Here is a 20,278-nt window from a genome sequence, read left to right as displayed (position 1 = left end):
CCCCAATCCGGGCAGAGGCTTCCTTGACCGACACCCCCTGCCGCAGAAGCGAAAAGAACTCATCCTTCAGCGCATCCGGCGCCCGAAAACCACTCGGCATGGCAACCTCCAAAAAATCAGATGTTGCAACGACCGTATGATTCTGCGGGTCCGGGAAGGGCCGGAAGTGACCCCGCATTGGCCGTTTTGCACTGCATGGCACCTTCTGCGTATCCTTGGTTGGCTAGTTAATAGCAATTGGAGACGTGCCAGAGCGGCCGAATGGGCTTCACTGCTAATGAAGTGTGGGGCACAACTCCACCGGGGGTTCAAATCCCCCCGTCTCCGCGTTTGGCCCCGGTCCCTGGACCGGGGCCTTTTGCGTACCCGGGGCGGGGTTTCCCGTCCCCGGCGTGTGGCCGACCACCGCCACGGTGCGTCCGGAGGCCGGACAACCGGCCTCCGGCTGCCTCGATGGCAGGATGGGCTCATGCCGAGCAATCCCATGTCGAAAACCAGCGCGTTTGACGCGATCATTGTCGGCGGCGGCCACAACGGCCTCGCCGCGGCCGCGTACCTGGCCAAGGCCGGCCGGAAGGTCCTCCTGTTGGAAAAGCTTGAGCATCCCGGCGGCGCAGCGGTATCCGCCCGGGCGTTCGACGGCGTCGACGCGCGCCTCTCGCGCTATTCCTACCTGGTGAGCCTCCTCCCGCAGCAGGTCATTGACGACCTGGGCCTGCGCATCCGGCTGGCAAGGCGCCGGTACTCGTCCTATACCCCGGACCCGCACGACGGCGGCCGCGCCCTGCTGGTCGACAACGGCGATGCCGCGGCCACCGCGGCATCCTTTGCCGCCGTCGGCGCGCCCGACAGTGAGTTCCACGCCTTCACCGAGTTCTACTCGGGCTTCCGTCAGCTCACCGAGGCCCTGTGGCCCACCATGACCGCGCCGCTGCCGACCCGGTCCGAGGCTCGGGACCTCGCAGCCCGGGCCGGCGCGGAGGCTGAGTGGGACGCCCTGACGGAACGGCCCATCGGCGAGACCATCGCCAAGTCGCTCGAGCACGACCTGGTCCGCGGCGTGGTGCTCACGGATGCCCTGATCGGCACGTTCGCCCGGGCAAACGACGAGGACCTGCAGCAGAACATCTGCTTCCTGTACCACCTGGTCGGCGGCGGAACGGGCGACTGGGACGTGCCCGTCGGCGGGATGGGCGCCGTGTCCGGGGAGCTGGAACGTGCCGCCCGCGAGGCCGGGGCGACCATCCTGACGTCCGCGGACGTCACCGCGGTCCGCCCGGGAGGCATGGTCAGCTACCTCCATGACGGCGCAGAGCACACGGCCACCGGTTCCTGGGTCCTCGCCAACGTGGCCCCGGTGGCGCTGGACCGGCTCAGGAACTCCGGCGCTTCCAGCGGCACTGCACAGCAGGCAACACAGCCCGCCACCCGGAACCCGAACCACCTCCGCGAGGGCGCCCAGGTCAAGGTGAACCTGCTGCTGAAGCGGCTCCCCCGGCTCCTGGATGAGACGGTCAGCCCGGAAGCGGCCTTCGGCGGAACGTTTCACATCAATGAGACCTGGTCGCAGCTCGACGCCGCCTACCTCGCCGCCGCGGCCGGAACCGTCCCCGACCCGCTGCCCTGCGAGATCTACTGCCATTCGCTCACGGACCCCAGCATCCTGTCACCGGAGCTGCAGGCCGCCGGTGCGCAGACCCTCACCGTGTTCGGCCTGCACGTCCCGGACCGGCTCATCACGGCGGAGAACAATGACCAGCGCCGGGCGGAGCTGCAGGCGGCCGTGCTAAAGTCGCTGAACTCGGTTCTGGCCGAACCCATTGAGGAACTCCTGCTGACGGGACCGGACGGACAGCCCTGCATCGAAACCAAGACCACCCTGGACATCGAGCGGGCGGTCGGCATGCCCCGGGGCAACATCTTCCACGGCGGCCTCGACTGGCCCTTCGTCGAGGACAACGCGCCGCGGGACTCCCCGGCGCAGCGCTGGGGCGTCGCGACCGATGACCCGCAGATCCTGCTCTGCGGGTCGGGCGCCCGGCGCGGCGGTGCCGTCAGCGCCATCGGCGGGCACAATGCGGCCATGGCCGTGCTGGACTCCGGGCCGCTGGAGTCCGGGCCGGCCGCCCAGGGCTGAACCCGGCGTCGTGATCCCTGCATGAGTGAGCCCTCGCCGCCCGCCGGCGCATCCGTGGACAAGTGGAGTCCCCGCCTGGCCCTCCTCGTCGCCGCCACGTTTTTTATGGAATTCCTGGACGGCACCGTCCTGACCACGGCGATCCCCAGCATCGCCGCGGACTTCTCGGTCCCGTCGGCGGACGTCAACATCACGATGACCGCTTACCTGATGACCGTGGCGATGGGAATCCCGATCAGCGGCTGGCTGGCGGAGCGTCTCGGCGCGCGGCGGGTGTTCTGCCTGGCCATTGCGGTGTTCACGGTGGCCTCGCTGCTGTGCGCGCTTAGCCAGGACCTCACCATGCTGACCCTAAGCCGGGTGCTGCAGGGTGCGGGCGGCGCCATGATGGTCCCGGTGGGCACCCTCGTGGTGCTCCGCGGAACGGCAAAGAAGGATCTGCTCCGTGCCACGGCCTACCTGGTGTGGCCCGGCCTGCTGGCTCCGGTCCTCGCCCCGCTGGTGGGAGGCGCGCTCACGACATTCCTGTCCTGGCACTGGATCTTCCTGGTCAACCTCCCGCTGGGGCTCGCCGCGTTCGTCGCGGCGCTGCGGTTGGTCCCGAGCACCAAGGGCGACCGCCAACGCCGTCTGGATTGGCTGGGGCTGGCCCTCACGACCCTGGGCGTGGGGTCCGTCATGGTGGGCCTCGAACTGGCCGGGGGCCGTGAGTCCGGCGCCTATGCGGCCATCGGCATCACCGCGGGGCTCGTGTTCCTCAGCACCGCAGCCTGGTGGATGCGGCGGACGCGCTCCCCGTTGTTCGATCTCGGCGTCTTTTCCACCCGGACGTTCCGCTCCACGGCGACAGGCGGCTTCATCTACCGCCTGACCATCAGCGCTGTGCCCTTCCTGCTGCCGCTGATGTTCCAGAACGGATTCGGCTGGGATCCGCTGCGCGCCGGCGTGCTCGTGGCGGCGGTCTTCGTTGGCAACATCGGGATCAAGCCGGCCACGACCCCGCTCATCCGCCGCTTCGGTTTCAAACCGGTCCTGGTCTTCGCGTCCCTGGCTTCGGCGGCCACCTTTGCGCTGTGCGCCCTGCTCGACGCCGGCACCCCGGAACCACTGATCCTGGCGCTGCTCGTCGCCAGCGGAGCCTTCCGGTCCATCGGTTTCTCGGCGTACGCCTCGGTGCAGTACGCCGACGTCGATCCCGCCCAACTGCCGTCGGCCAACGCCGTTTCCGCGACCCTGGTGCAGCTCGCGACGGCGGCCGGGATCGCGATCGGGGCGCTGCTGATCCGGGTCTTCGAAGCCAGCGGCCCCCTGCTGGCCGACGCCGGCGCCGCAGGTGCGGACCCGGCGGGGCCGTACCGGGCGGCGTTCCTGGCGATTGCTCTGATCATGCTCCTGAGCGCCATGGACAGCCTGACGCTGCCCCGCCACGCGGGAGCCGGGGTCAGCCGGCCTGGCCAAGCACCAGCGGCAGCACGGCCCCGGCGCCCGCGAGCCTGAGGGCCCGGCCGGCGACGGTCACCGTCCAGCGGCTGTCGACCAGGTCGTCGATCAGCATCACGCTCTGGCCCTGGATTCCGGCCAGGGCTGCTTCGAGTTCGGGTCCCACCACGAGGCGGTCCCAGACCCCGGCAAGCCGGTAGGCGCTGTTGCCGCCGCGCCCGCCGGTCGGTCCGCCGTGCTCAAGCTGCAGCTGCCCCAGGTACCGGATCCGGCCGATCTCCGAGATGCCGCGGGCCAGCGAGTCCACCAGGGCGGGTTTGCCGCGGGACGGGACGCTGATGATGGCAGCCGGGCGGCCTGCACCGCTCCAGCCGGGAGTCCTGGTGTCGCCGGCGCCCCACTCGCGCAGCACCTGGACGCAGGCCTGCAGCATGCCCGGGTCCACCGTGCGGTCGGGGGCGCCGGCAGCGAAGGCTTCACGCAGAGCGCCGCCCCAGCCCAGGTCCGTGAGCCGTGCCAAGGCCCGGCCGCCGGCGACGCTTTCTTCGGGCTTGATCTTGCCCTTCACGGGCACGCCGAGGCGGTCCATGCCGCTGGGCCACTGCAGCCGGGGTTCCAGCGGTACACCGGCGCGGCTCAGCGTCTGGCCGGCGGCTTCGGTGGCCGAGGCGGCAATGTCGGCCGGGAACCACGTTCCGGCGCAGTTGTCGCAGCGGCCGCAGGCGCGGGCGGTTTCGTCGTCGAGGACCGAGGTGATGTATTCCATCCGGCAGCCTGCGGTGTCCTGGTAGATCACCATGGAGTCCTGTTCGTCCACCCGGGCCTCCGCGATCCGGCTGTAGCGCTCGGCGTCGTACGTCCACGGTTGGCCGGTGGAACGCCAGCCTCCGCCCACCCGCTCCACGGCGCCGTCGACCGCCAGGACCTTCAGCAGCAGTTCCAGCGGCGTCCGGCGCAGATCCACACGGGCTTCCAGGGCCACAGTGGACACGGCGGTTCCCGCTTCGGCGAGGGCCGTCAGCACAGCTCCGGCTTTTTCCTCCGAGGGCATGGACGCGGTGGCGAAGTACTGCCAGATGTCACGGTCCTCGGAACCGGGCAGCAGCAGCACGTCGGCGTTGGCGGCGCCACGGCCGGCGCGGCCGACCTGCTGGTAGTACGCCACCGGGGACGACGGCGCCCCAAGGTGGACCACGAACCCGAGGTCCGGCTTGTCGAAGCCCATGCCCAGGGCGGAGGTGGCGACGAGGGCCTTGACCTGGTTGTCCTTGAGGAGCTGTTCCGCGCGTTCACGGTCCGCGGGGTCCGTGCGTCCCGTGTAGGCGAGGACCTCGTGGCCGGCTTCGGCCAGGAGCCTGGCGGTGTCCTCGGCCGCGGAGACCGTCAGGGTGTAGATGATTCCGCTGCCGGGCAGGTCTTTCAGGTGCGTGAGCAGCCAGCCAAGCCGGTCGCGGGAGTCCGGCAGGCTCAGCACACCCAGCCGGAGGGACTCGCGGCCCAGGGCGCCGCGGATGGTCAGCACACCGGCGCCGAGCTGCTCCTCGATGTCGTGGACCACCCGGGAGTTGGCGGTGGCGGTGGTGGCCAGGACCGGGACGGTATCCGGCAGTTGGGTGATCAGGTCCGCGATGCGCCGGTAGTCGGGGCGGAAATCATGGCCCCAGTCGGAGATGCAGTGGGCCTCATCGATGACCAGTAGGCCCGTGCGGCGGATCAGCTCCGGCAGCTGGTTCTCGCGGAAGGAGGGGTTGGTGAGCCGCTCCGGCGAGACCAGCAGGACATCGACCTCGTCCGCCGCGAGCTGCTCGCGGACGGTGTCCCAGTCCAGCTGGTTCGCGGAGTTGATGGCCACCGCCCGGACCCCGGCCCGCGCCGCGGCGGCCACTTGGTCTCGCATGAGCGCCAGCAGCGGGGACACGATCAGGGTCGGCCCGGCGCCGCGCTGACGCAGCAGCAGGGACGAGACAAAGTACACGGCCGATTTTCCCCAGCCGGTGCGCTGCACGACGAGGGCGCGCCGGCCGCCGTCGACAAGGGCTTCAATCGCCTCGAACTGGCCCTCGTGGAACTCCGCGGCCGGGTGGCCGACCAGCTTCCGCAGGACTTCCTGCGCCTGCTCCCGTGTCCCCGTGAGGCCGGTGGATGCGGCGTCGGGCGCGGACAGGACTGCAGCGTTCAGGTTATTGGCCATTGCTTCAGTATCCCAGCCCCCTCCGACAGCGACGAAGCCACCGGCGCCGCTATGTGGACAATCACAGCGGATCCGCTGCAGACGAGCGGCTGTAGAAACCCGGCAGTGCTCCTCCACAGCCTGATTGGGCTTCAACGTAAGATAAGACGCGTGACTACGGAAAAGACGAACACTTTTGACCTCTCGGCCTCCTTCAAGGCTTACGACGTGCGCGGCATTGTCGGCGAATCGATTACCGCGGAAATCGTCGAGGCTGTGGGTGCGGCGTTCGTCGACGTCCTGCAGCTGGAGGGCAAGACGGTGCTCGTCGGCGGCGACATGCGCCCCTCCTCCCCCGAATTCAGCAAGGCCTTCGCCAACGGTGCCGCCACGCGGGGAGCCAACGTCCAGCTGCTCGACCTGATCTCCACCGATGAGCTGTACTACGCCTGCGGTGCGCTCAACGCAGCCGGAGCCACCTTCACCGCGAGCCACAACCCCGCGGAGTACAACGGCATCAAGATGGCCAAGGCCGGCGCCGAGCCGATCTCCTCCGAATCCGGGCTCAAGGAAATCCAGGCCCGCGCCGAGGAATACCTCAACTCCGGTTCCATCCCCGCCGTCCCCGGCCGCGGCCTGATCGGCGTCCACGATGTCCTGAAGGGCTACTCCGAGTACCTCCGCAGCCTCGTGGACCTCTCCGGCACCCGCCCGCTCAAGGTCGTCGTCGACGCCGGCAACGGCATGGCGGGCCTCACCACGCCGGCCGTGCTCGGCGACGCCCTGCTGCCCAAGCTTCCCCTTGAAATCATTCCGCTTTACTTCGAGCTCGACGGTTCCTTCCCGAACCACCCCGCCAACCCGCTGGAACCGGAGAACCTGCGCGACCTGCAGGCCGCCGTCGTTAAGCACGGCGCGGACATCGGTCTGGCGTTCGACGGCGACGCCGACCGCTGCTTCGTCATCGACGAGAAGGGCGAACCCGTCTCGCCGTCAGCGATCACCGGCATGGTGGCCCGCCGCGAGATCGCCCGCGCCCAGGGCCTCGGCGAAGCCAACCCGACGGTCATCCACAACCTCCTGACCTCCCGCGCCGTCCCCGAACTGGTGGAACGCCACGGCGGCCGGGCGGTCCGCACCCGCGTCGGCCACTCCTTCATCAAGGCTGTGATGGCCGCAGAGGGCGCCATCTTCGGCGGCGAACACTCCGCGCACTTCTACTTCCGCGACTTCTGGAACGCGGACACGGGCATGCTCGCCGCGATGCACGTCCTGGCAGCCCTCGGCGAGCAGGACGGTCCGTTGTCCGAGCTCGGCTGCGAATACGAGCCGTACATGTCCTCCGGCGAGATCAACTCGGAAATCGAGGACAAGGCCGCCGCCGTGGAACGCGTCCGGCACGACTTCCACAACGAAGACGTCGAGGTGGACTACCTCGACGGCAGCACCTTCATCGCGACCGACGGCAGCTACTGGTTCAACCTGCGCCCCTCCAACACCGAGCCGTTCCTGCGCCTCAACGTTGAAGCGACCGACACCGCCACCATGGAGCGCGTCCGCGACCGCGTCCTGGCGCTGGTCCGGGGCTAGGGCCGTGTCGGAACTGCCTGCGGAAACCGCAGCCGAGCAGGCAACCGCGAACTCTGCCCCGTCGTGGCGCGACAGCGTTCCGGACGCCAGCGCCACCGACCTGGAGAACCTGCTCGGCACCGGCGTCGGCGCCGCCCAGGAGCAGCTTGAGCGCAACGGCGGGTTCCTGCCGTTCGCCCTCGTGGTGGAGAACGACGGCGAGGTCCGGCTGGTTGCCGTGACCCCCCCCGACGCGGCCGAAGGAACGGAGGCCGACTTCGACGCGGATTCGATGATCAGCGACCTCACCGAACTGCTGCGCCAGCACCGGGACGAGTTCCGCGCCGCCGCGATCGTCTGTGACATCACGCTGCTGGAGGAAGCCTCGGACGCCATCCACGTGGCCGCGGAGCACCGGGACGGCTCCCTATTCGCCGCGGTCCTTCCGTACGCAGCGAACCCCGCAACGCGTGAGCTCGAATTCGGCGAGCTCTCCGCCGATACCAACGAGCCCGGCGTCTGGGTGGACTAGACCGCCCGTAAACTGGTGTTATGAAGATCAATGCCTTCGCGGATGTGAGCCTGCGCGCCATGATGGTGCTCGCGGCCGCTCCCGACGGCGGACTCCTCACCACCCAGAGCATCGCGGACGCTGTCGGCACGCCGTACAACCACGTCAGCAAGGCGATGGCGAAGCTCCGCGAGCTGGGGATGATCGACGTCGAACGCGGCCGCAACGGCGGTTCCCGGCTCAGCAGCGCCGGCAGGCTGGCCACCGTGGGGCAGCTCCTGCGGAAACTGGACACCCGCACCGACCCGGCCGACTGCGTCGGCGCCGGCGGAGCGTGCCCGCTGATCAACGAATGCCGGCTCCGCGTCGCCCTCGCCCGCGCCCGCGAGGCCTTCTACAGCGAACTGGACGGCCTGGTCGTCGCGTCCCTGCCGACCTCCCGGCAAATGGCGCCGGTGTTCCAGGCAATCGGGCTGCGCCCCGGACTCTGAGCCGGACCCCGCCTTACTCTCGACCCAACCCCGCACTCCCCCGCGTCACCGGCCCCGCCACGCCCGGGAATCTCCTCGATTTGAACTTGTTTTCTACGCCCTGTAGAACAGAGATATAAATACACGTATTTCAAATGCGGGTATTTGAATCGGTCCGGTTGCAGACCCCGGGCCACTACCTCAGGAGTCAATATGCTCTCGGACAAGTCCTTCCCCGTCATCGAGGCCACCCTGCCGCTGGTCGGATCCCGGATCGGTGAAATCACGCCCAAGTTTTACGCCCGCCTCTTCGCAGCGCACCCGGAACTGCTGGACGGGCTCTTCAGCCGCTCGAACCAGCGCAACGGCAACCAGCAGCAGGCTTTGGCCGGAAGCATCGCCGCTTTCGCCACCCATCTGGTGAACAACCCCGGTACCCTGCCGGAAACCGTGCTCGCCCGGATCGCCCACCGCCACGCATCCCTCGGCATCACCGAACCGCAGTACCAGGTGGTCTACGAGCACCTCTTCGCCGCCATCGCCGAAGACCTGGCCGAGGTCATCACCCCGGAAATCGCCGAGGCCTGGACCGAGGTCTACTGGCTCATGGCGGACGCGCTGATCAAGCTGGAAAAGGGCCTCTACGCGGCCCAGGCCAACGGCACGATGTGGAGCCCGTGGCGGGTCGCCGCCAAGACCGCCGCCGGCACCGGTTCCATGACCTTCATCCTGGAACCGGCGGACGACACCCCCATCACGTCCGCCCTCCCGGGCCAGTACGTCAGCGTCAAGGTCGCCCTGCCGGACGGACTGCGCCAGGTCCGGCAGTACTCGCTGTCCGGCGACGCGGGCACGAGCCGCAGCTTCACCACCAAGAAGGACGACGGCGGCGAGGTCTCGCCGGTGCTGCACAACAACGTCCAGGTGGGCGACATCCTCGAGATCTCCAACCCCTACGGCGAGATCACCCTCAAGGACGGCGAAGGACCGGTCGTCCTGGCTTCCGCCGGCATCGGCTGCACGCCCACCGCGTCCATCCTGCGCTCCCTCGCAGAGACCGGCTCCGACCGCCAGGTCCTGGTCCTGCACGCGGAAAGCGACCTGGAGTCCTGGGCGCTGCGCTCCCAGATGACGGACGACGTCGAGCGCCTCGACGGCGCCGACCTCCAGCTCTGGCTCGAGCGCCCGGTCGCCGGCGCCCGGGAGGGCTTCATGTCCCTGCGCGAAGTGGACCTCCCCGCCAACGCGTCCCTGTACCTCTGCGGCCCGCTCCCCTCCCCCCGTCGTGGTTATCCGGGCCAAGCAGCCCGCCCGGCTCACGCCTCGGACGGCACGCCGGTGATCGTATGGCCGAAGCGCAGGAGGTTGCCGGGATCGTAGCTGGACTTCGCAGCCCTCATCCGTTCGTAGACGGCGGGCGACCAGGCCCTTGCCCGGTCAGCTTCGTCGCCGGGCTCGCCATGGAAGTTGACCAGCGTGTAACCCGTGGAGTGCGGGGCCAGCTCGGCCAGGACTCCGCGGATGGAGGCGGCAACGGCCTCGGCGATCGGCGGCATCTTGAACCCGAGCAGGAAGATCAGGAACGCCGAGTCCCGCCCCGACACGGCATCCGGCAGCTCCCCGGCCCGGGCCAGGGCCCCGCCGAGCGGCCGGATCTCGACGAGGAGCAACGGGCAGTCCGAGCCCTCGCCGGTGTGCTTCAGCAGGTCCGCGACAGTCTCTTCGCCGAGGTCCTTCAGGAGCGCTCCGCCGGCCGTGAAGGGGAGCGGATCCGCCGGGTCCATGTGGATCTGGTCGACGTCGAGGTAGCTCATAGGCCCGGCCGTGTCCATCATCGGCGTCGAGACCGCCCTCATCGGGGCAAGCAGCCTGTCGCCGTCCGCGGGTGTCCCCAGGAAGGCGAAGCGCAGGTGCACCACAAACTGGCCCCGCAGCGGCGCGGGGACGAACTCCATATCCGGCAGCCGCAGCAGGGAGATCGAGGGCGCGGCGTTGTCCGGCAGCGTCGGCAGCCACTCCCGGAACGCCGCCAGGATGAGGTCCGCGTCCGCGCCGGGATAGATGATCCCGCCGCCGTAGAAGTCCCCCAGCGGAAAGAGGCTGAACTCGAGTTCCGTCACGATGCCGAAATTGCCCTTGCCGCCGCGCATCAGGGCGAACAGTTCGGCCTCGGCCCCGGCGTCGATCCGGCGCAGCGCCCCGTCCGCGGTGACGACCTCCATGCTGCGTACATGATCCGCCGCAAATCCATGCGCCCGGCCCAGCAGGGGCAGCCCGCCGCCGACGGTGTAGCCGACGACGCCGACGTCAGTGCTTGAGCCGTGCAGTCCGATCAGTCCGAACGGCACGCTCGCTTCCAGGACGCTGCGCCACTTCACACCGGCTCCCACGCGTGCGGTGCGCTCGGCCGGATCGATCTGAAGCCCCTGCAGGCGGCGGGTGTTGATGAGCAGGCCGCCGTCCACCACGGAGTCGGCGCCGTGCCCGGTGGATTGGACTGCCACCGGGAGCCTGTGTTCTGCGGCCCATTTCACCCCGGCGGCGACATCCTGTGCGTTCGCTGCCCCTAGGACGACGTCGGGCCGGTGGACTGTTGCGGCGTTGAACGCGGCTGTCTCGGCCGCGTATTCGGGGCTGGCCGGCAAGGCGACCGTGCCGCTGACCGCCGTGGACAAGGCATGGATGTCATCGATGGCAAGCATGATGGGCTCCTGAGCTCTCGCGTGCTGCGAGCAGGTTAGGGGCACGACAGCGCACGCGTGGAATGCCCCCAGCATCCTGCCCAGTCGGCGACGGCCCGGCTGATGAATGCGTTGAGCCTAGGGCGCCCTCTTGACTGCGGTCTAGGGACCTAAGTCCCCCTGCGGCCGGTTTGCCAGCCGCAGGGGGTACCCTTGCGCAAGGTGCGGGGCCGCCGTCGTCGTGTTTTGCTGGCTGCTAGTGCGCTGCCATGCGGGACTTGAGGCCGTCCAGCTCCGCCTGGAGCGCCTCGGGCAGTGAGCTGCCGAAGTTGGCGAACCACTCCTCGATGGAGGACAGCTCGGTGGCCCACTCGGCCGGATCAACCCGGACTGCCTCTTCAACCTGGGCGGGAGTCATGTCCAGCCCGGTGAGGTCGATCGCGTCGGCGGTGGGGACGAACCCGATGGGGGTCTCCACGGCGTCGGCCTTGCCTTCGAGGCGTTCGATGGCCCACTTCAGGACACGGGAGTTGTCCCCGAAACCGGGCCAGGCGAAGCCGCCCTCGGCAGTGCGGCGGAACCAGTTGACCAGGAAGATCTTGGGCAGGCGCTCCGGGTTGGCCTTGGCGGACAGGTTGACCCAGTGGTTCAGGTAATCACCCGCGTCGTAGCCGATGAAAGGCAGCATCGCCATCGGATCCCGGCGGACAACGCCGACGGCACCGGCAGCGGCGGCCGTGGTCTCGGAGGACAACGTGGAGCCCATGAAAATACCGTTGGACCAGCTGCGCGCCTCGGTGACCAGCGGGATGGTGGTCTTGCGGCGGCCGCCGAACAGGATCGCGGAAAGCTCGACGCCTTCCGGGTTGTAGTACTCCTCGGCCAGCATGTCGATCTGGTCGATCGGCGTGCAGAAGCGGGAGTTCGGGTGGGCAGCAGGCTTGTCCGATTCCGGGGTCCAGGAGTTGCCCTGCCAGTCGGTCAGGTGCGCGGGCACCTCGTCGGTCATGCCCTCCCACCACACGCCGCCGTCATCCGTCAGTGCGACGTTGGTGAAGATGCTGTGGCCCTTGGCGATGGCTCGCATCGCGTTGGGGTTGGTGCCCCAGCCGGTGCCCGGAGCCACGCCGAACAGGCCGGCCTCAGGGTTGACGGCGCGGAGCTCGCCTTCCTTGCCGAACCGCATCCAGGTGATGTCGTCACCGAGGGTTTCGACCTTCCAGCCCTCGATGGTCGGATCCAGCAGGGCGAGGTTGGTCTTGCCGCAGGCGGAGGGGAACGCCGCGGAAACGTAGTAGTTCTTCTTCTCCGGGGAGGTCAGCTTGAGGATGAGCATGTGCTCGGCAAGCCAGCCCTCGTCGCGGGCCATGACGGACGCGATGCGCAGGGCGTAGCACTTCTTGCCCAGCAGGGCGTTGCCGCCGTAGCCGGAGCCGAAGGACCAGATGGAGCGCTCTTCAGGGAAGTGCACGATCCACTTGTCCGGGTTGCAGGGCCAGGCGACGTCGGCCTGGCCGGGGGCCAGCGGGGCGCCGAGGGAGTGCAGGGCGGGGACGAAGAAGGCGTTCGTGGCGGTGATCTTGTCCAGGACCTCGGTGCCGATTGTGGCCATGATGCGCATGGAGGCGACAACGTAGGCGCTGTCCGTGATCTCCACACCAAACTTGGGATCCTCGGCGTCGAGGTGGCCCATAACGAACGGGATGACGTACATAGTGCGGCCGCGCATGGAGCCGCTGAACAGTCCGCGCAGCTTCTCCTTCATCTGCGCCGGGGCCATCCAGTTGTTGGTGAAGCCGGCATCGCGTTCGTTCTCGGAGCAGATGAAGGTCTGCTCCTCGACGCGGGCCACATCGGCGGGATCGGAGAATGCCGCGAAAGATTTGGGGAACAGCTTCTCGTTCAGGCGGGTCAGCGTGCCAGCGGCAACGAGCTCGTCCGTGAGCCGGGTGTTCTCTTCTTCGGAGCCGTCTACCCAGTGGATCCGGTCCGGCTGAGTCAGTTCGGCTACCTCTTCAACCCATGCCAGCAAGCCGGCATGCGTGGTGGGTGCCTTTTCAAGCAACGGCAGTCGCGCCAGATCTCCCATTACGGTTCCCTTCCTCGGGTTCAGTGGTGTTTCCTAAATGTAGGGCTAGATCACCCCCCGAAATCTGGGCAAGATGTGGGATGTCCGGGGCGCCCGAAATCAAAAACCCCGGAAATTCAAGGAATCGACGTTACAAAAAGACCCAATTTTGTGACTAAGGTCACGTAGACCGGTCTAGTCAGCCAGATTACACCCAGTTCGATTTGTAACTACGGCCCCACCTCGCGTAAAGTAATTCGAGGTTCGGGGAGCGAGAAGTTCCAAGAACTAGAGAATGCGCCCATAGCTCAGCTGGATAGAGCGTCTGTCTACGGAACAGAAGGTCAGGGGTTCGAATCCCTTTGGGCGCACAGAGAAAAAGATCCGCACCGGTCCGCCGGTGCGGATCTTTTGTTTAACGCCCGACGGCGGATTGCCTGCTTGAGGCGGGGCGTTGCGGGGCCACCCGGCGACGGCGCGCTTGCGACGGGTGAGCAGGGAAAGGTGTGTAACTCAGGACGTGTCGCCCGCGGCCTGCCTTGACGGTGAGCTACCGGACTCGGACGCCGTTGGTCTCGCCCGGCGGCTGCGTTCCGGGGGTACTTTGAGACGAACACGCCGCGAACGCCCGCCCCGAGGGCCGAAATCGTGCCCAAAGTCGCCCCGGACGGCGGGCCGGAATGTCCGCGGCTTCGTACAATGCGGGGAGACTCGGCTACGTCGCTATGGCCTGGCTGATTCGGTCCCGAATACCGTCGAAGTGGCCGTTGAGCCGCTGGGCCGCAAGAGCCTTGTCCCCACTGGCCACGGCCTCGAAGATCCCGCGGTGCACGGCCGCCGTTTCCAGGGGACTGGCTTCCTCCGCTGCGGCCACGGCAACTGATCCCGGCTCGACTCCGCCCGGCCCGGCCGCCACCAATTCAGCCCCTCCCGGTTCAACCCCTCCCCGTTCGGCTCCGCCCAACTCAAGGTGGAGCCGCCGGTAGACCTTCCAGAAAACGCCCAGGAGGCTGACCAGCAGCTCGTTGTTGAGCGGTTCGAACAGCCGGCGGTGAAATTCGGCGTCCGCTTCCACGAAGTTTTCCCCGGCAGCGGCCAGGGCTTCCATCCGGAGCACGGATTCCTCGACAGCCGCCAGGCGCTCCGCGGTCATCAGGTCCATGGCGCGTGCAATCAGCCCGGACTCCAGCGCCTGCCGCACGTCCACGAGCTGCAGGGCCTCCTGCCCGTGGTGCCGCAGTGACAACCGGCCCCGGAAGGTGAGGCCGTCGGCCAGGGCGTCAAAATTGTTGGGGGCCACGAACATACCGAAGCCATGGCGGATTTCAATCACGCCCAGGGCCTGCAGGACCTTCAGGGATTCCCGCAAGGTGTTCCGGCCCACGCCCAGCACGGCGGAAAGCTCATTCTCGGTCGGCAGCGGATCCCCGGCTTCCAGTTCTCGCTCCAGGATCAGATCCATGATGTCCGCCTGGAGCGCCCGCAGCCGGGCCTGCGCGCTGAACCTCGCCGGCGGCAGGGACCTGCCGCCGGCCGCGCCGCCCACTGCGCCCGCGCCGTATGCGCCCGCGGTCACATTGCCTGATGTCATCGCTTCCCCCTCCCCCAATGATGCTCCCAACAGTAGCGGTGGTCCCACGTCCTGCAAAGGGCCTCCAGCGAGCCTCCCGGGCCGTGCGCCGGCCGTAGGCTTTTGCCATGACGGCACAGTATGAACGGGAATTCGATGTCATTGTGATCGGCGGCGGCGCCGTGGGCGAGAACGTGGCGGACCGCGTGGTGCAGGGCGGGCTGACCGCAGTGCTGATCGAAGCCGAACTGGTGGGCGGCGAGTGCTCCTACTGGGCCTGCATGCCGTCCAAAGCACTGCTGCGTCCCGGCACGGCCCTCCACGGAGCCCAGACCGTTCCCGGCGCCGAAGAAGCCGTCACTCGGACCCTCGACGCAGCCGCCGTGCTGAAACGCCGGGACTATTTCACATCCAACTGGCAGGATGACAGCCAGGTTAAGTGGCTGGAGGATACCGGGATTGAGCTGATCCGCGGCCACGGCTGGATCACGGAAACCCGGAAGGTTGAAGTCGCCGGTCTCGACGGGAACAGCTACGAGCTCACGGCACGGCACGCCGTCGTGGTGGCCACGGGGTCATCACCAACCGTGCCGCCCATCGAGGGCCTTTCCGACGTGGAGTACTGGACCACAAGGGAGGCGACGTCCGCACGCGAGATCCCGGAGCGGCTCGCGGTCCTCGGCGGCGGTGTGGCCGGGACCGAACTCGCCCAGGCCTTCGCCCGGCTCGGCGCCTCGGTGACCCTGATTGCCCGCGGTACCCTGCTCGGCGCCTTCCCGGAAGAGGCCGCCTCACTGGTCGCGGCGGGGCTGCGGGCGGACGGCGTCGATCTCCACCTCCACACCGGAACCAAGAGCGTCCGCGAGAACGACGACGGCACCCTCACTCTCGAGCTGGAGGACGCCACCGTGACGGTGGACAAGCTGCTGGTCACCACCGGCCGGCATCCCGCCCTCGAAGGGATCGGCCTGGAGAGCGTCGGCCTCACCGCCGCGGAGGGGAAGGAACTGCGGCTCAGCACCGACTCCACGGGTGTGGTGTCGGGCGGCAACGGGAACGACGCCGACCCGTGGCTCTACGCCGCCGGCGACGCCGCCGGGAAGGTCATGCTGACCCACCAGGGAAAGTACGGGGCCCGCGCCACGGGCGATGCGATCGCCGCCCGGGCCAAGGGTGAGCTCAGCGGCGGGGCAGCCCCGTGGAGCCGGTACGCCCGGACCGCGGACGACCATGCTGTCCCCAACGTGGTGTTCACCGATCCCGAACTGGCCAATGTGGGCCGGAGCGTGCGGCAGGCGGAACAGGACGGCTTCCGGGTGTCCTCCGTGGAACTTCCCATCCAGGTGGCCGGGTCCTCGCTGCACGCCGAACGGTACGAGGGCTGGGCCCAGCTGGTGGTTGACGAGGACCGCAAGGTGCTGCTGGGCGCCACCTTCGCGGGACCGGACGTGGCCGAGCTGCTGCATGCCGCGACGATCGCCGTCGTCGGAGAAGTGCCTCTGGACCGGCTGTGGCACGCCGTGCCGGCCTACCCCACGATCAGCGAGGTTTGGTTGCGGCTGCTCGAGGAGTACGGGCTCTGAGCCCTCGAGGTGAGACTGGCCGGCGGACCGGACCTGCGCGGTCTGCTTGATCACATTCATCCCAATCTATTTGAACTGACCAGTCAGTTTAGTTAGCCTTGTCGTAGACATTCATCTGCGAAAGGCCCCCATTGCTCCGCGTGCAACAGCTCTCCGTGAACGGCAGACGGGACGAGCTGCTGCCGGCCACCTCCCTTCAGGTCCGGCGCGGCGAACTCCTGCTGGTCTCCGGCAACCGCCAGGACCAGCGCACCGCCCTGGCCCTGGCCCTCAGCCGACGGCTCAAACCCTCCGGCGGCCACTTTGAGTGGGACGGCGTTGAGTGGCACGGAGGCGCCAAAATAAAGGGGCTGCGGCAGGCGAGCGCCGTCGTCGACTCCCCCGGGGTGAACGAACCCGAACAGCACCTCAGTGTCCGCGACCTCGTCACCGAGGATCTGGCCCTGGTCCCGCGCCGCTACCGGGGTCCGCTGCTCAGTAAGCCCTGGCTCAAGGTCAACCGCTTCGAGGACATCGCCGGGCTCTGGACCGAGCAGCTTCCGGCCGCCCGGCGGATCGAGCTGCTCACTGCCCTGGCCCTGGCCAACCCGAGGACGGATCTGCTCGTGGTGGACTCACCGGACCGCCACGGCGATCCGGGCGACTGGCTCCCGCGGCTGGAGGAGCTGGCGTACGACGCCGGCCGTCCGCTCGCCGTCGTCGCCACCGTGATGAGCCTCCCGGCGGGCTGGACCGGCCCGGCCGCGGCGATCGGCAACGCCGGCATCGGAGACGCCGGCTCCGACGCCGATGCTGCCCCCGAACCCCTTGAAGCTTCCAACACCCCCGAAACCGAGGACGCAAAGTGACTGTGCTGCGGCTGGCCCGCTCCGAACTCAAACGCATGACGGGCGGCCTGCTGCCCAAGCTGACCATCCTGGCGCTGACCATGGTGCCCCTGCTCTACGGCGCCGTCTACCTCTACGCCAACTGGGATCCCTACGGAAAGCTCAACCAGATCGACGCCGCGCTCGTGGTGGAGGACACCGGCGCCAGCTCCGCCGATGGAACCCGGCTCGAGGCCGGCCGGAAAGTCGCCGACAGCCTCGTGGACGGTCACGTCTTCAACTGGCAGACGGTCGCCGGCACGGCGGAAGCGGACCAGGGCGTCAGCAGCGGCAAGTACGCGTTCGCCCTGAAGATTCCTAAAGACTTTTCCGCGAACCTGGTGTCCCCCGGCAGCTTCGACGCCGCCAACCAGGCCATGCTCAACGTCACCACCAATGACGCGAACAACTACCTGCTGAGCACCATCGTGGACAAGCTCACCACGGCCGTGCACAAGACGGTGGCCACCGAGGTGGGCGAGGAAACCGCCAACCAGCTCCTCACCGGCTTCGGGACCATCCACTCCCAGATGCTTAAGGCGTCCGACGGCGCCGGGCAGCTCGCCGACGGCGTCGCCACCCTCCACGACGGGACGGTCACGCTGCACCGGGGCACGGGCGATCTCAAGAATGGCACCGCGGAGCTCTACAGCGGCCAGCTGAAGCTCCGCGACGGCGCCAACGCCCTCAGCAGCGGAGCCGGGCAGCTCAGCACCGGCCTCACCGAGCTCAAGGAGAAGACCGCCACGCTGCCCGCCGATTCCCGGGCACTCGCGGACGGCGCCGCGCAGGTGGCCGCCGGGAACGCCGCGCTCAATACCAAGATGCAGGGCCTGGCCGGCCAGTTGGCCGCCTCCGAACAAGCAGCCGCCCAGGCACAGCGCAGCCGGGTAGTTGCCTCCAACAGCCGGCTCATCGCCGCCGGGGCCATCACCCCGGCCCAGGCGGACGCAATCCTGGCGGACTTCGACGCCAACTCCACCCCGCCTGCGCCCCCGGGACCCGCAGCCGCCCTCAAGTCCGCGGCCGGGCAGATCCAACAACTGGCCGACGGGTCCGCTGCGGTCAGTGCAGGGGCAGCCAAGCTGGCCGGCGCGACCCCAGCCCTCGGCGGCGCCATCAGCCAGGCATCCACCGGCGCGGACCAGCTTTCCGGCGGCGCCGCCACCCTTGCCGCCGGGCAGCAAAGCGCGCTGGACGGCGCAGCGAAAATTGCCGAAGGCTCGCAGACGCTCGACGACGGCGCCGCCCGGCTGGAAAGCGGGGCCGCCACGGCTTCCGAGGGTGCCGGGACCCTGGCGGCGGAACTCGCCAAGGGCGCGGGCCAGGTCCCCAACCCCGACGACACCCAGAAAGACAGTCTCGCCAAGGTGATGGCGGATCCGGTCGCCGTCAGCAACGTCTCCCAGGCCAAGGCCGGCTCCTACGGCGCAGGTCTGGCACCGTTCTTCCTCACGCTCGCGCTCTGGATCGGCGTCTTTATGCTGATCCAGGCGATGCGGCCGGTCACCCAGCGGGCGCTGGCGTCGAACGCCCCGGCGTGGAAAATCGCCGTCGGCGGCTGGCTTCCGTTCCTGGCGGTCTCCGCCGTGCAGGCGAGCCTGCTCACGCTCGTAGTGGACGTGGGGCTGGGGCTTAACCCCGCCCACCCCTGGCTGATGTGGTTCCTTATGCTGGCCGCGGCGATGGCGTTCAGCGCGATCATCCAGGGCGTCGTCGCGCTGCTCGGATCCCCCGGCAAGCTTGTGGTGCTCATCCTGCTGGTGCTTCAGCTGGTCTCCTCCGGGGGCACGTTCCCCTGGCAGACCACGCCGCAGCCGCTCCATGTGGTGCACCAGCTCCTGCCGATGGGGTACGTGGTCAACGGCATGCGGCACCTGATCTACGGGGCAGACCTTGCCGTCATCCTGCCCACGATGCTGGGGCTGCTTGGCTACACTTTGCTGGGAATGGCCCTGTCCACCCTGGCAGTCCGGAAGCACAAGTACTGGACCCTGAAGACCCTGAAACCGGAGATCGCTGTATGAGCAGCCCCACGGATGGCAGTACGAGTGACGCCAGAGGCGGGGAAACTGCCCGGGAAGCCGAGCCGGGAACCGCGAAGAAGCTCCGGCCGTCCCGCACCAACGCAACCAAACAGAAGCTGTTCGAAGCCTCGATGGAACTGATCGGCGAGCGCGGCGTGGCGGGGGTGACGGTCGACGAGATCGCCGCGGCCGCCGGAGTCTCCAAGGGCACGGTGTACTACAACTTCGGCAGCAAGTCGGACCTGATAGCCCAACTGCTGCGGCACGGCGTGGACATCCTGCTGGCACGGCTGCTGAGCGTCAGGGACGATTCCGCGGACCCGCTCGCTGCGATGGACGAAATGATCGGCCAGGCCATGGACTTCATGGACGAATACCCGTCTTTCGCCCGGCTCTGGGTCAGCGAGAATTGGCGGACCCCCAGCGAGTGGCAGGACACTTTCGCCGAGCTGCGCGGACGGCTGCTCGCCGTGATCGGGGCGGCGGTTGATGCGGTGGCCGGCGTCTACCCGGTGGATCCGGCGGTGTCCCGGGGCAGCCTCGAGACAGCCATCTTCGGAGCCTGCTTCGTGGTGGGCCTGGACCGGCAGACCTACAACCCGGAGCGGACCCGCGAGCAAAGCGTCAACGCGATCATGGCGTCCATGCGCGGCTACATCGTGAAGTAGCCCCTGTCGGGGATGATTATTCACATGGGCCACATGGGTAACAACGGCAAGATTGCCATCGGTGCGTTTCTGGCCGCGCTGGCGCTGCTGGCGCTGACCGGCATCACGCTGCACGAGACGGTTTTCCTGTGGTTCCTGGCGGCCTCCGCTGCGGCCTATGTGGCGTGCGTGTCCGAGGTGGTCATCCGCCGGCGGCACCGGACCCTGGCCGCCAGCGGAATCGGGAGCATCCTGTTCATCGCCTTCAGCATCGCGTTCCTCCGGCAGTGGGGCCTGGCCTTCAACGACGATCCGGATGCAATGTCCACTCCGGTGGATACCGCCTATCCCGACCTCTACTTCTACCTCGCCGCAGCCGCCGGCTCGGCCACCCTGCTGCTACTGGTGGCCGGAACGCTGCTGCCAGGCAGGGGCTGGCGTGCCCGCGCCGCCGGTTCCGCCCCGCAGCGGCGTCCGGCGTCGGGCGTGAGACGCCCGGCACCCCGGGCTTCCGGCACCCGGCGCGGACCGTCCAGGAC

At 68.4% G+C, this 20,278-nt stretch carries 14 protein-coding genes, 2 tRNA genes and 1 pseudogene; 13 read left to right on the top strand and 4 right to left on the bottom strand.

Annotated features, from left to right (window positions below):
• Positions 1–239: 239 nt before the first annotated feature.
• From AB4Y67_RS18840 to AB4Y67_RS18830, 3 genes are all read left to right on the top strand, one after another.
• Positions 240–327: transfer RNA gene (locus AB4Y67_RS18840), tRNA-Ser, on the top strand.
• 142 nt (positions 328–469) lie between these two features.
• Positions 470–2,137, top strand: coding sequence for a phytoene desaturase family protein (locus AB4Y67_RS18835; RefSeq protein WP_441407279.1), 1,668 nt, complete (start codon positions 470–472; stop codon positions 2,135–2,137).
• 21 nt (positions 2,138–2,158) lie between these two features.
• Entirely contained in the window at positions 2,159–3,634 is a 1,476-nt protein-coding gene (locus AB4Y67_RS18830; RefSeq protein WP_441407278.1) for an MFS transporter, read from the top strand.
• Here AB4Y67_RS18830 and AB4Y67_RS18825 read toward each other — a convergent pair.
• A complete protein-coding gene (locus tag AB4Y67_RS18825; RefSeq protein ID WP_441407277.1) occupies positions 3,579–5,768 on the bottom strand; it encodes a RecQ family ATP-dependent DNA helicase in 2,190 nt (729 codons plus the stop codon). The two genes, AB4Y67_RS18830 and AB4Y67_RS18825, sit on opposite strands and share 56 nt — an antisense overlap.
• A gap of 150 nt (positions 5,769–5,918) precedes the next feature.
• On the opposite strand from AB4Y67_RS18825, the gene AB4Y67_RS18820 reads away from it, so the two are divergent.
• The 4 genes from AB4Y67_RS18820 to AB4Y67_RS18805 all read left to right on the top strand — a co-directional run bounded on the left by AB4Y67_RS18820 (position 5,919) and on the right by AB4Y67_RS18805 (position 9,677).
• Entirely contained in the window at positions 5,919–7,337 is a 1,419-nt protein-coding gene (locus tag AB4Y67_RS18820; protein WP_441407276.1) for a phosphomannomutase/phosphoglucomutase, read from the top strand.
• 4 nt (positions 7,338–7,341) lie between these two features.
• Entirely contained in the window at positions 7,342–7,848 is a 507-nt protein-coding gene (locus tag AB4Y67_RS18815; RefSeq protein ID WP_441407275.1) for a hypothetical protein, read from the top strand.
• Positions 7,849–7,868: 20 nt separating this feature from the next.
• A complete protein-coding gene (locus tag AB4Y67_RS18810; protein WP_441407274.1) occupies positions 7,869–8,318 on the top strand; it encodes an RrF2 family transcriptional regulator in 450 nt (149 codons plus the stop codon).
• A gap of 192 nt (positions 8,319–8,510) precedes the next feature.
• A complete protein-coding gene (locus tag AB4Y67_RS18805; protein WP_441407273.1) occupies positions 8,511–9,677 on the top strand; it encodes a globin domain-containing protein in 1,167 nt (388 codons plus the stop codon).
• Here the strand turns inward: AB4Y67_RS18805 and AB4Y67_RS18800 are convergent.
• Together AB4Y67_RS18800 and AB4Y67_RS18795 are read right to left on the bottom strand one after the other, a co-directional pair.
• A complete protein-coding gene (locus tag AB4Y67_RS18800) occupies positions 9,614–10,999 on the bottom strand; it encodes an FAD-binding oxidoreductase (protein WP_441407272.1) in 1,386 nt (461 codons plus the stop codon). The two genes, AB4Y67_RS18805 and AB4Y67_RS18800, sit on opposite strands and share 64 nt — an antisense overlap.
• A gap of 235 nt (positions 11,000–11,234) precedes the next feature.
• A complete protein-coding gene (locus AB4Y67_RS18795; protein WP_441407271.1) occupies positions 11,235–13,067 on the bottom strand; it encodes a phosphoenolpyruvate carboxykinase (GTP) in 1,833 nt (610 codons plus the stop codon).
• Positions 13,068–13,343: 276 nt separating this feature from the next.
• Here AB4Y67_RS18795 and AB4Y67_RS18790 point away from each other — a divergent pair.
• Positions 13,344–13,417: transfer RNA gene (locus AB4Y67_RS18790), tRNA-Arg, on the top strand.
• A 344-nt stretch (positions 13,418–13,761) separates the two neighbouring features.
• Here the strand turns inward: AB4Y67_RS18790 and AB4Y67_RS18785 are convergent.
• Positions 13,762–14,637, bottom strand: a complete 876-nt coding sequence (locus AB4Y67_RS18785) for a FadR/GntR family transcriptional regulator (RefSeq protein ID WP_441407270.1) — start codon at positions 14,635–14,637, stop codon at positions 13,762–13,764.
• A 107-nt stretch (positions 14,638–14,744) separates the two neighbouring features.
• On the opposite strand from AB4Y67_RS18785, the gene AB4Y67_RS18780 reads away from it, so the two are divergent.
• From AB4Y67_RS18780 to AB4Y67_RS18760, 5 genes and pseudogenes are all read left to right on the top strand, one after another.
• Complete coding sequence (locus AB4Y67_RS18780) at positions 14,745–16,199, top strand: dihydrolipoyl dehydrogenase family protein (protein ID WP_441407269.1); 1,455 nt, start codon at positions 14,745–14,747, stop codon at positions 16,197–16,199.
• A gap of 131 nt (positions 16,200–16,330) precedes the next feature.
• On the top strand, positions 16,331–17,047 hold the full coding sequence (locus tag AB4Y67_RS18775; RefSeq protein WP_441407268.1) for an ABC transporter ATP-binding protein: 717 nt from the start codon (positions 16,331–16,333) through the stop codon (positions 17,045–17,047).
• Positions 17,044–19,092 (top strand): YhgE/Pip family protein, encoded by a 2,049-nt coding sequence (locus tag AB4Y67_RS18770; RefSeq protein WP_441407267.1) that lies wholly within the window; start codon positions 17,044–17,046, stop codon positions 19,090–19,092. Before AB4Y67_RS18775 ends, AB4Y67_RS18770 begins: the two co-directional genes overlap by 4 nt.
• Entirely contained in the window at positions 19,089–19,760 is a 672-nt protein-coding gene (locus AB4Y67_RS18765) for a TetR/AcrR family transcriptional regulator (RefSeq protein ID WP_441407266.1), read from the top strand. The genes AB4Y67_RS18770 and AB4Y67_RS18765 overlap by 4 nt, the downstream gene beginning before the upstream one ends.
• A 24-nt stretch (positions 19,761–19,784) precedes the next feature.
• A pseudogene (locus tag AB4Y67_RS18760) lies at positions 19,785–20,278 on the top strand (hypothetical protein); the annotation flags it as partial.

Source organism: Arthrobacter sp. YAF17, from assembly GCF_052113365.1.
Lineage (GTDB): Bacteria > Actinomycetota > Actinomycetes > Actinomycetales > Micrococcaceae > Arthrobacter.
The sequence above is the reverse complement of the archived record's forward strand: the minus strand, read 5'-3'. Positions and strand labels throughout refer to the sequence as shown.

Bases quoted from the DNA above. Each gene is read 5' to 3' on its own strand.
- AB4Y67_RS18835 (WP_441407279.1), top strand. From the start codon at position 470: ATGCCGAGCAATCCCATGTCGAAAACCAGCGCGTTTGACGCGATCATT.
- AB4Y67_RS18830 (WP_441407278.1), top strand. From the start codon at position 2,159: ATGAGTGAGCCCTCGCCGCCCGCCGGCGCATCCGTGGACAAGTGGAGT.
- AB4Y67_RS18825 (WP_441407277.1), bottom strand. From the start codon at position 5,768: ATGGCCAATAACCTGAACGCTGCAGTCCTGTCCGCGCCCGACGCCGCA.
- AB4Y67_RS18810 (WP_441407274.1), top strand. From the start codon at position 7,869: ATGAAGATCAATGCCTTCGCGGATGTGAGCCTGCGCGCCATGATGGTG.
- AB4Y67_RS18805 (WP_441407273.1), top strand. From the start codon at position 8,511: ATGCTCTCGGACAAGTCCTTCCCCGTCATCGAGGCCACCCTGCCGCTG.
- AB4Y67_RS18800 (WP_441407272.1), bottom strand. From the start codon at position 10,999: ATGCTTGCCATCGATGACATCCATGCCTTGTCCACGGCGGTCAGCGGC.
- AB4Y67_RS18795 (WP_441407271.1), bottom strand. From the start codon at position 13,067: ATGGGAGATCTGGCGCGACTGCCGTTGCTTGAAAAGGCACCCACCACG.
- AB4Y67_RS18785 (WP_441407270.1), bottom strand. From the start codon at position 14,637: ATGACATCAGGCAATGTGACCGCGGGCGCATACGGCGCGGGCGCAGTG.
- AB4Y67_RS18780 (WP_441407269.1), top strand. From the start codon at position 14,745: ATGACGGCACAGTATGAACGGGAATTCGATGTCATTGTGATCGGCGGC.
- AB4Y67_RS18765 (WP_441407266.1), top strand. From the start codon at position 19,089: ATGAGCAGCCCCACGGATGGCAGTACGAGTGACGCCAGAGGCGGGGAA.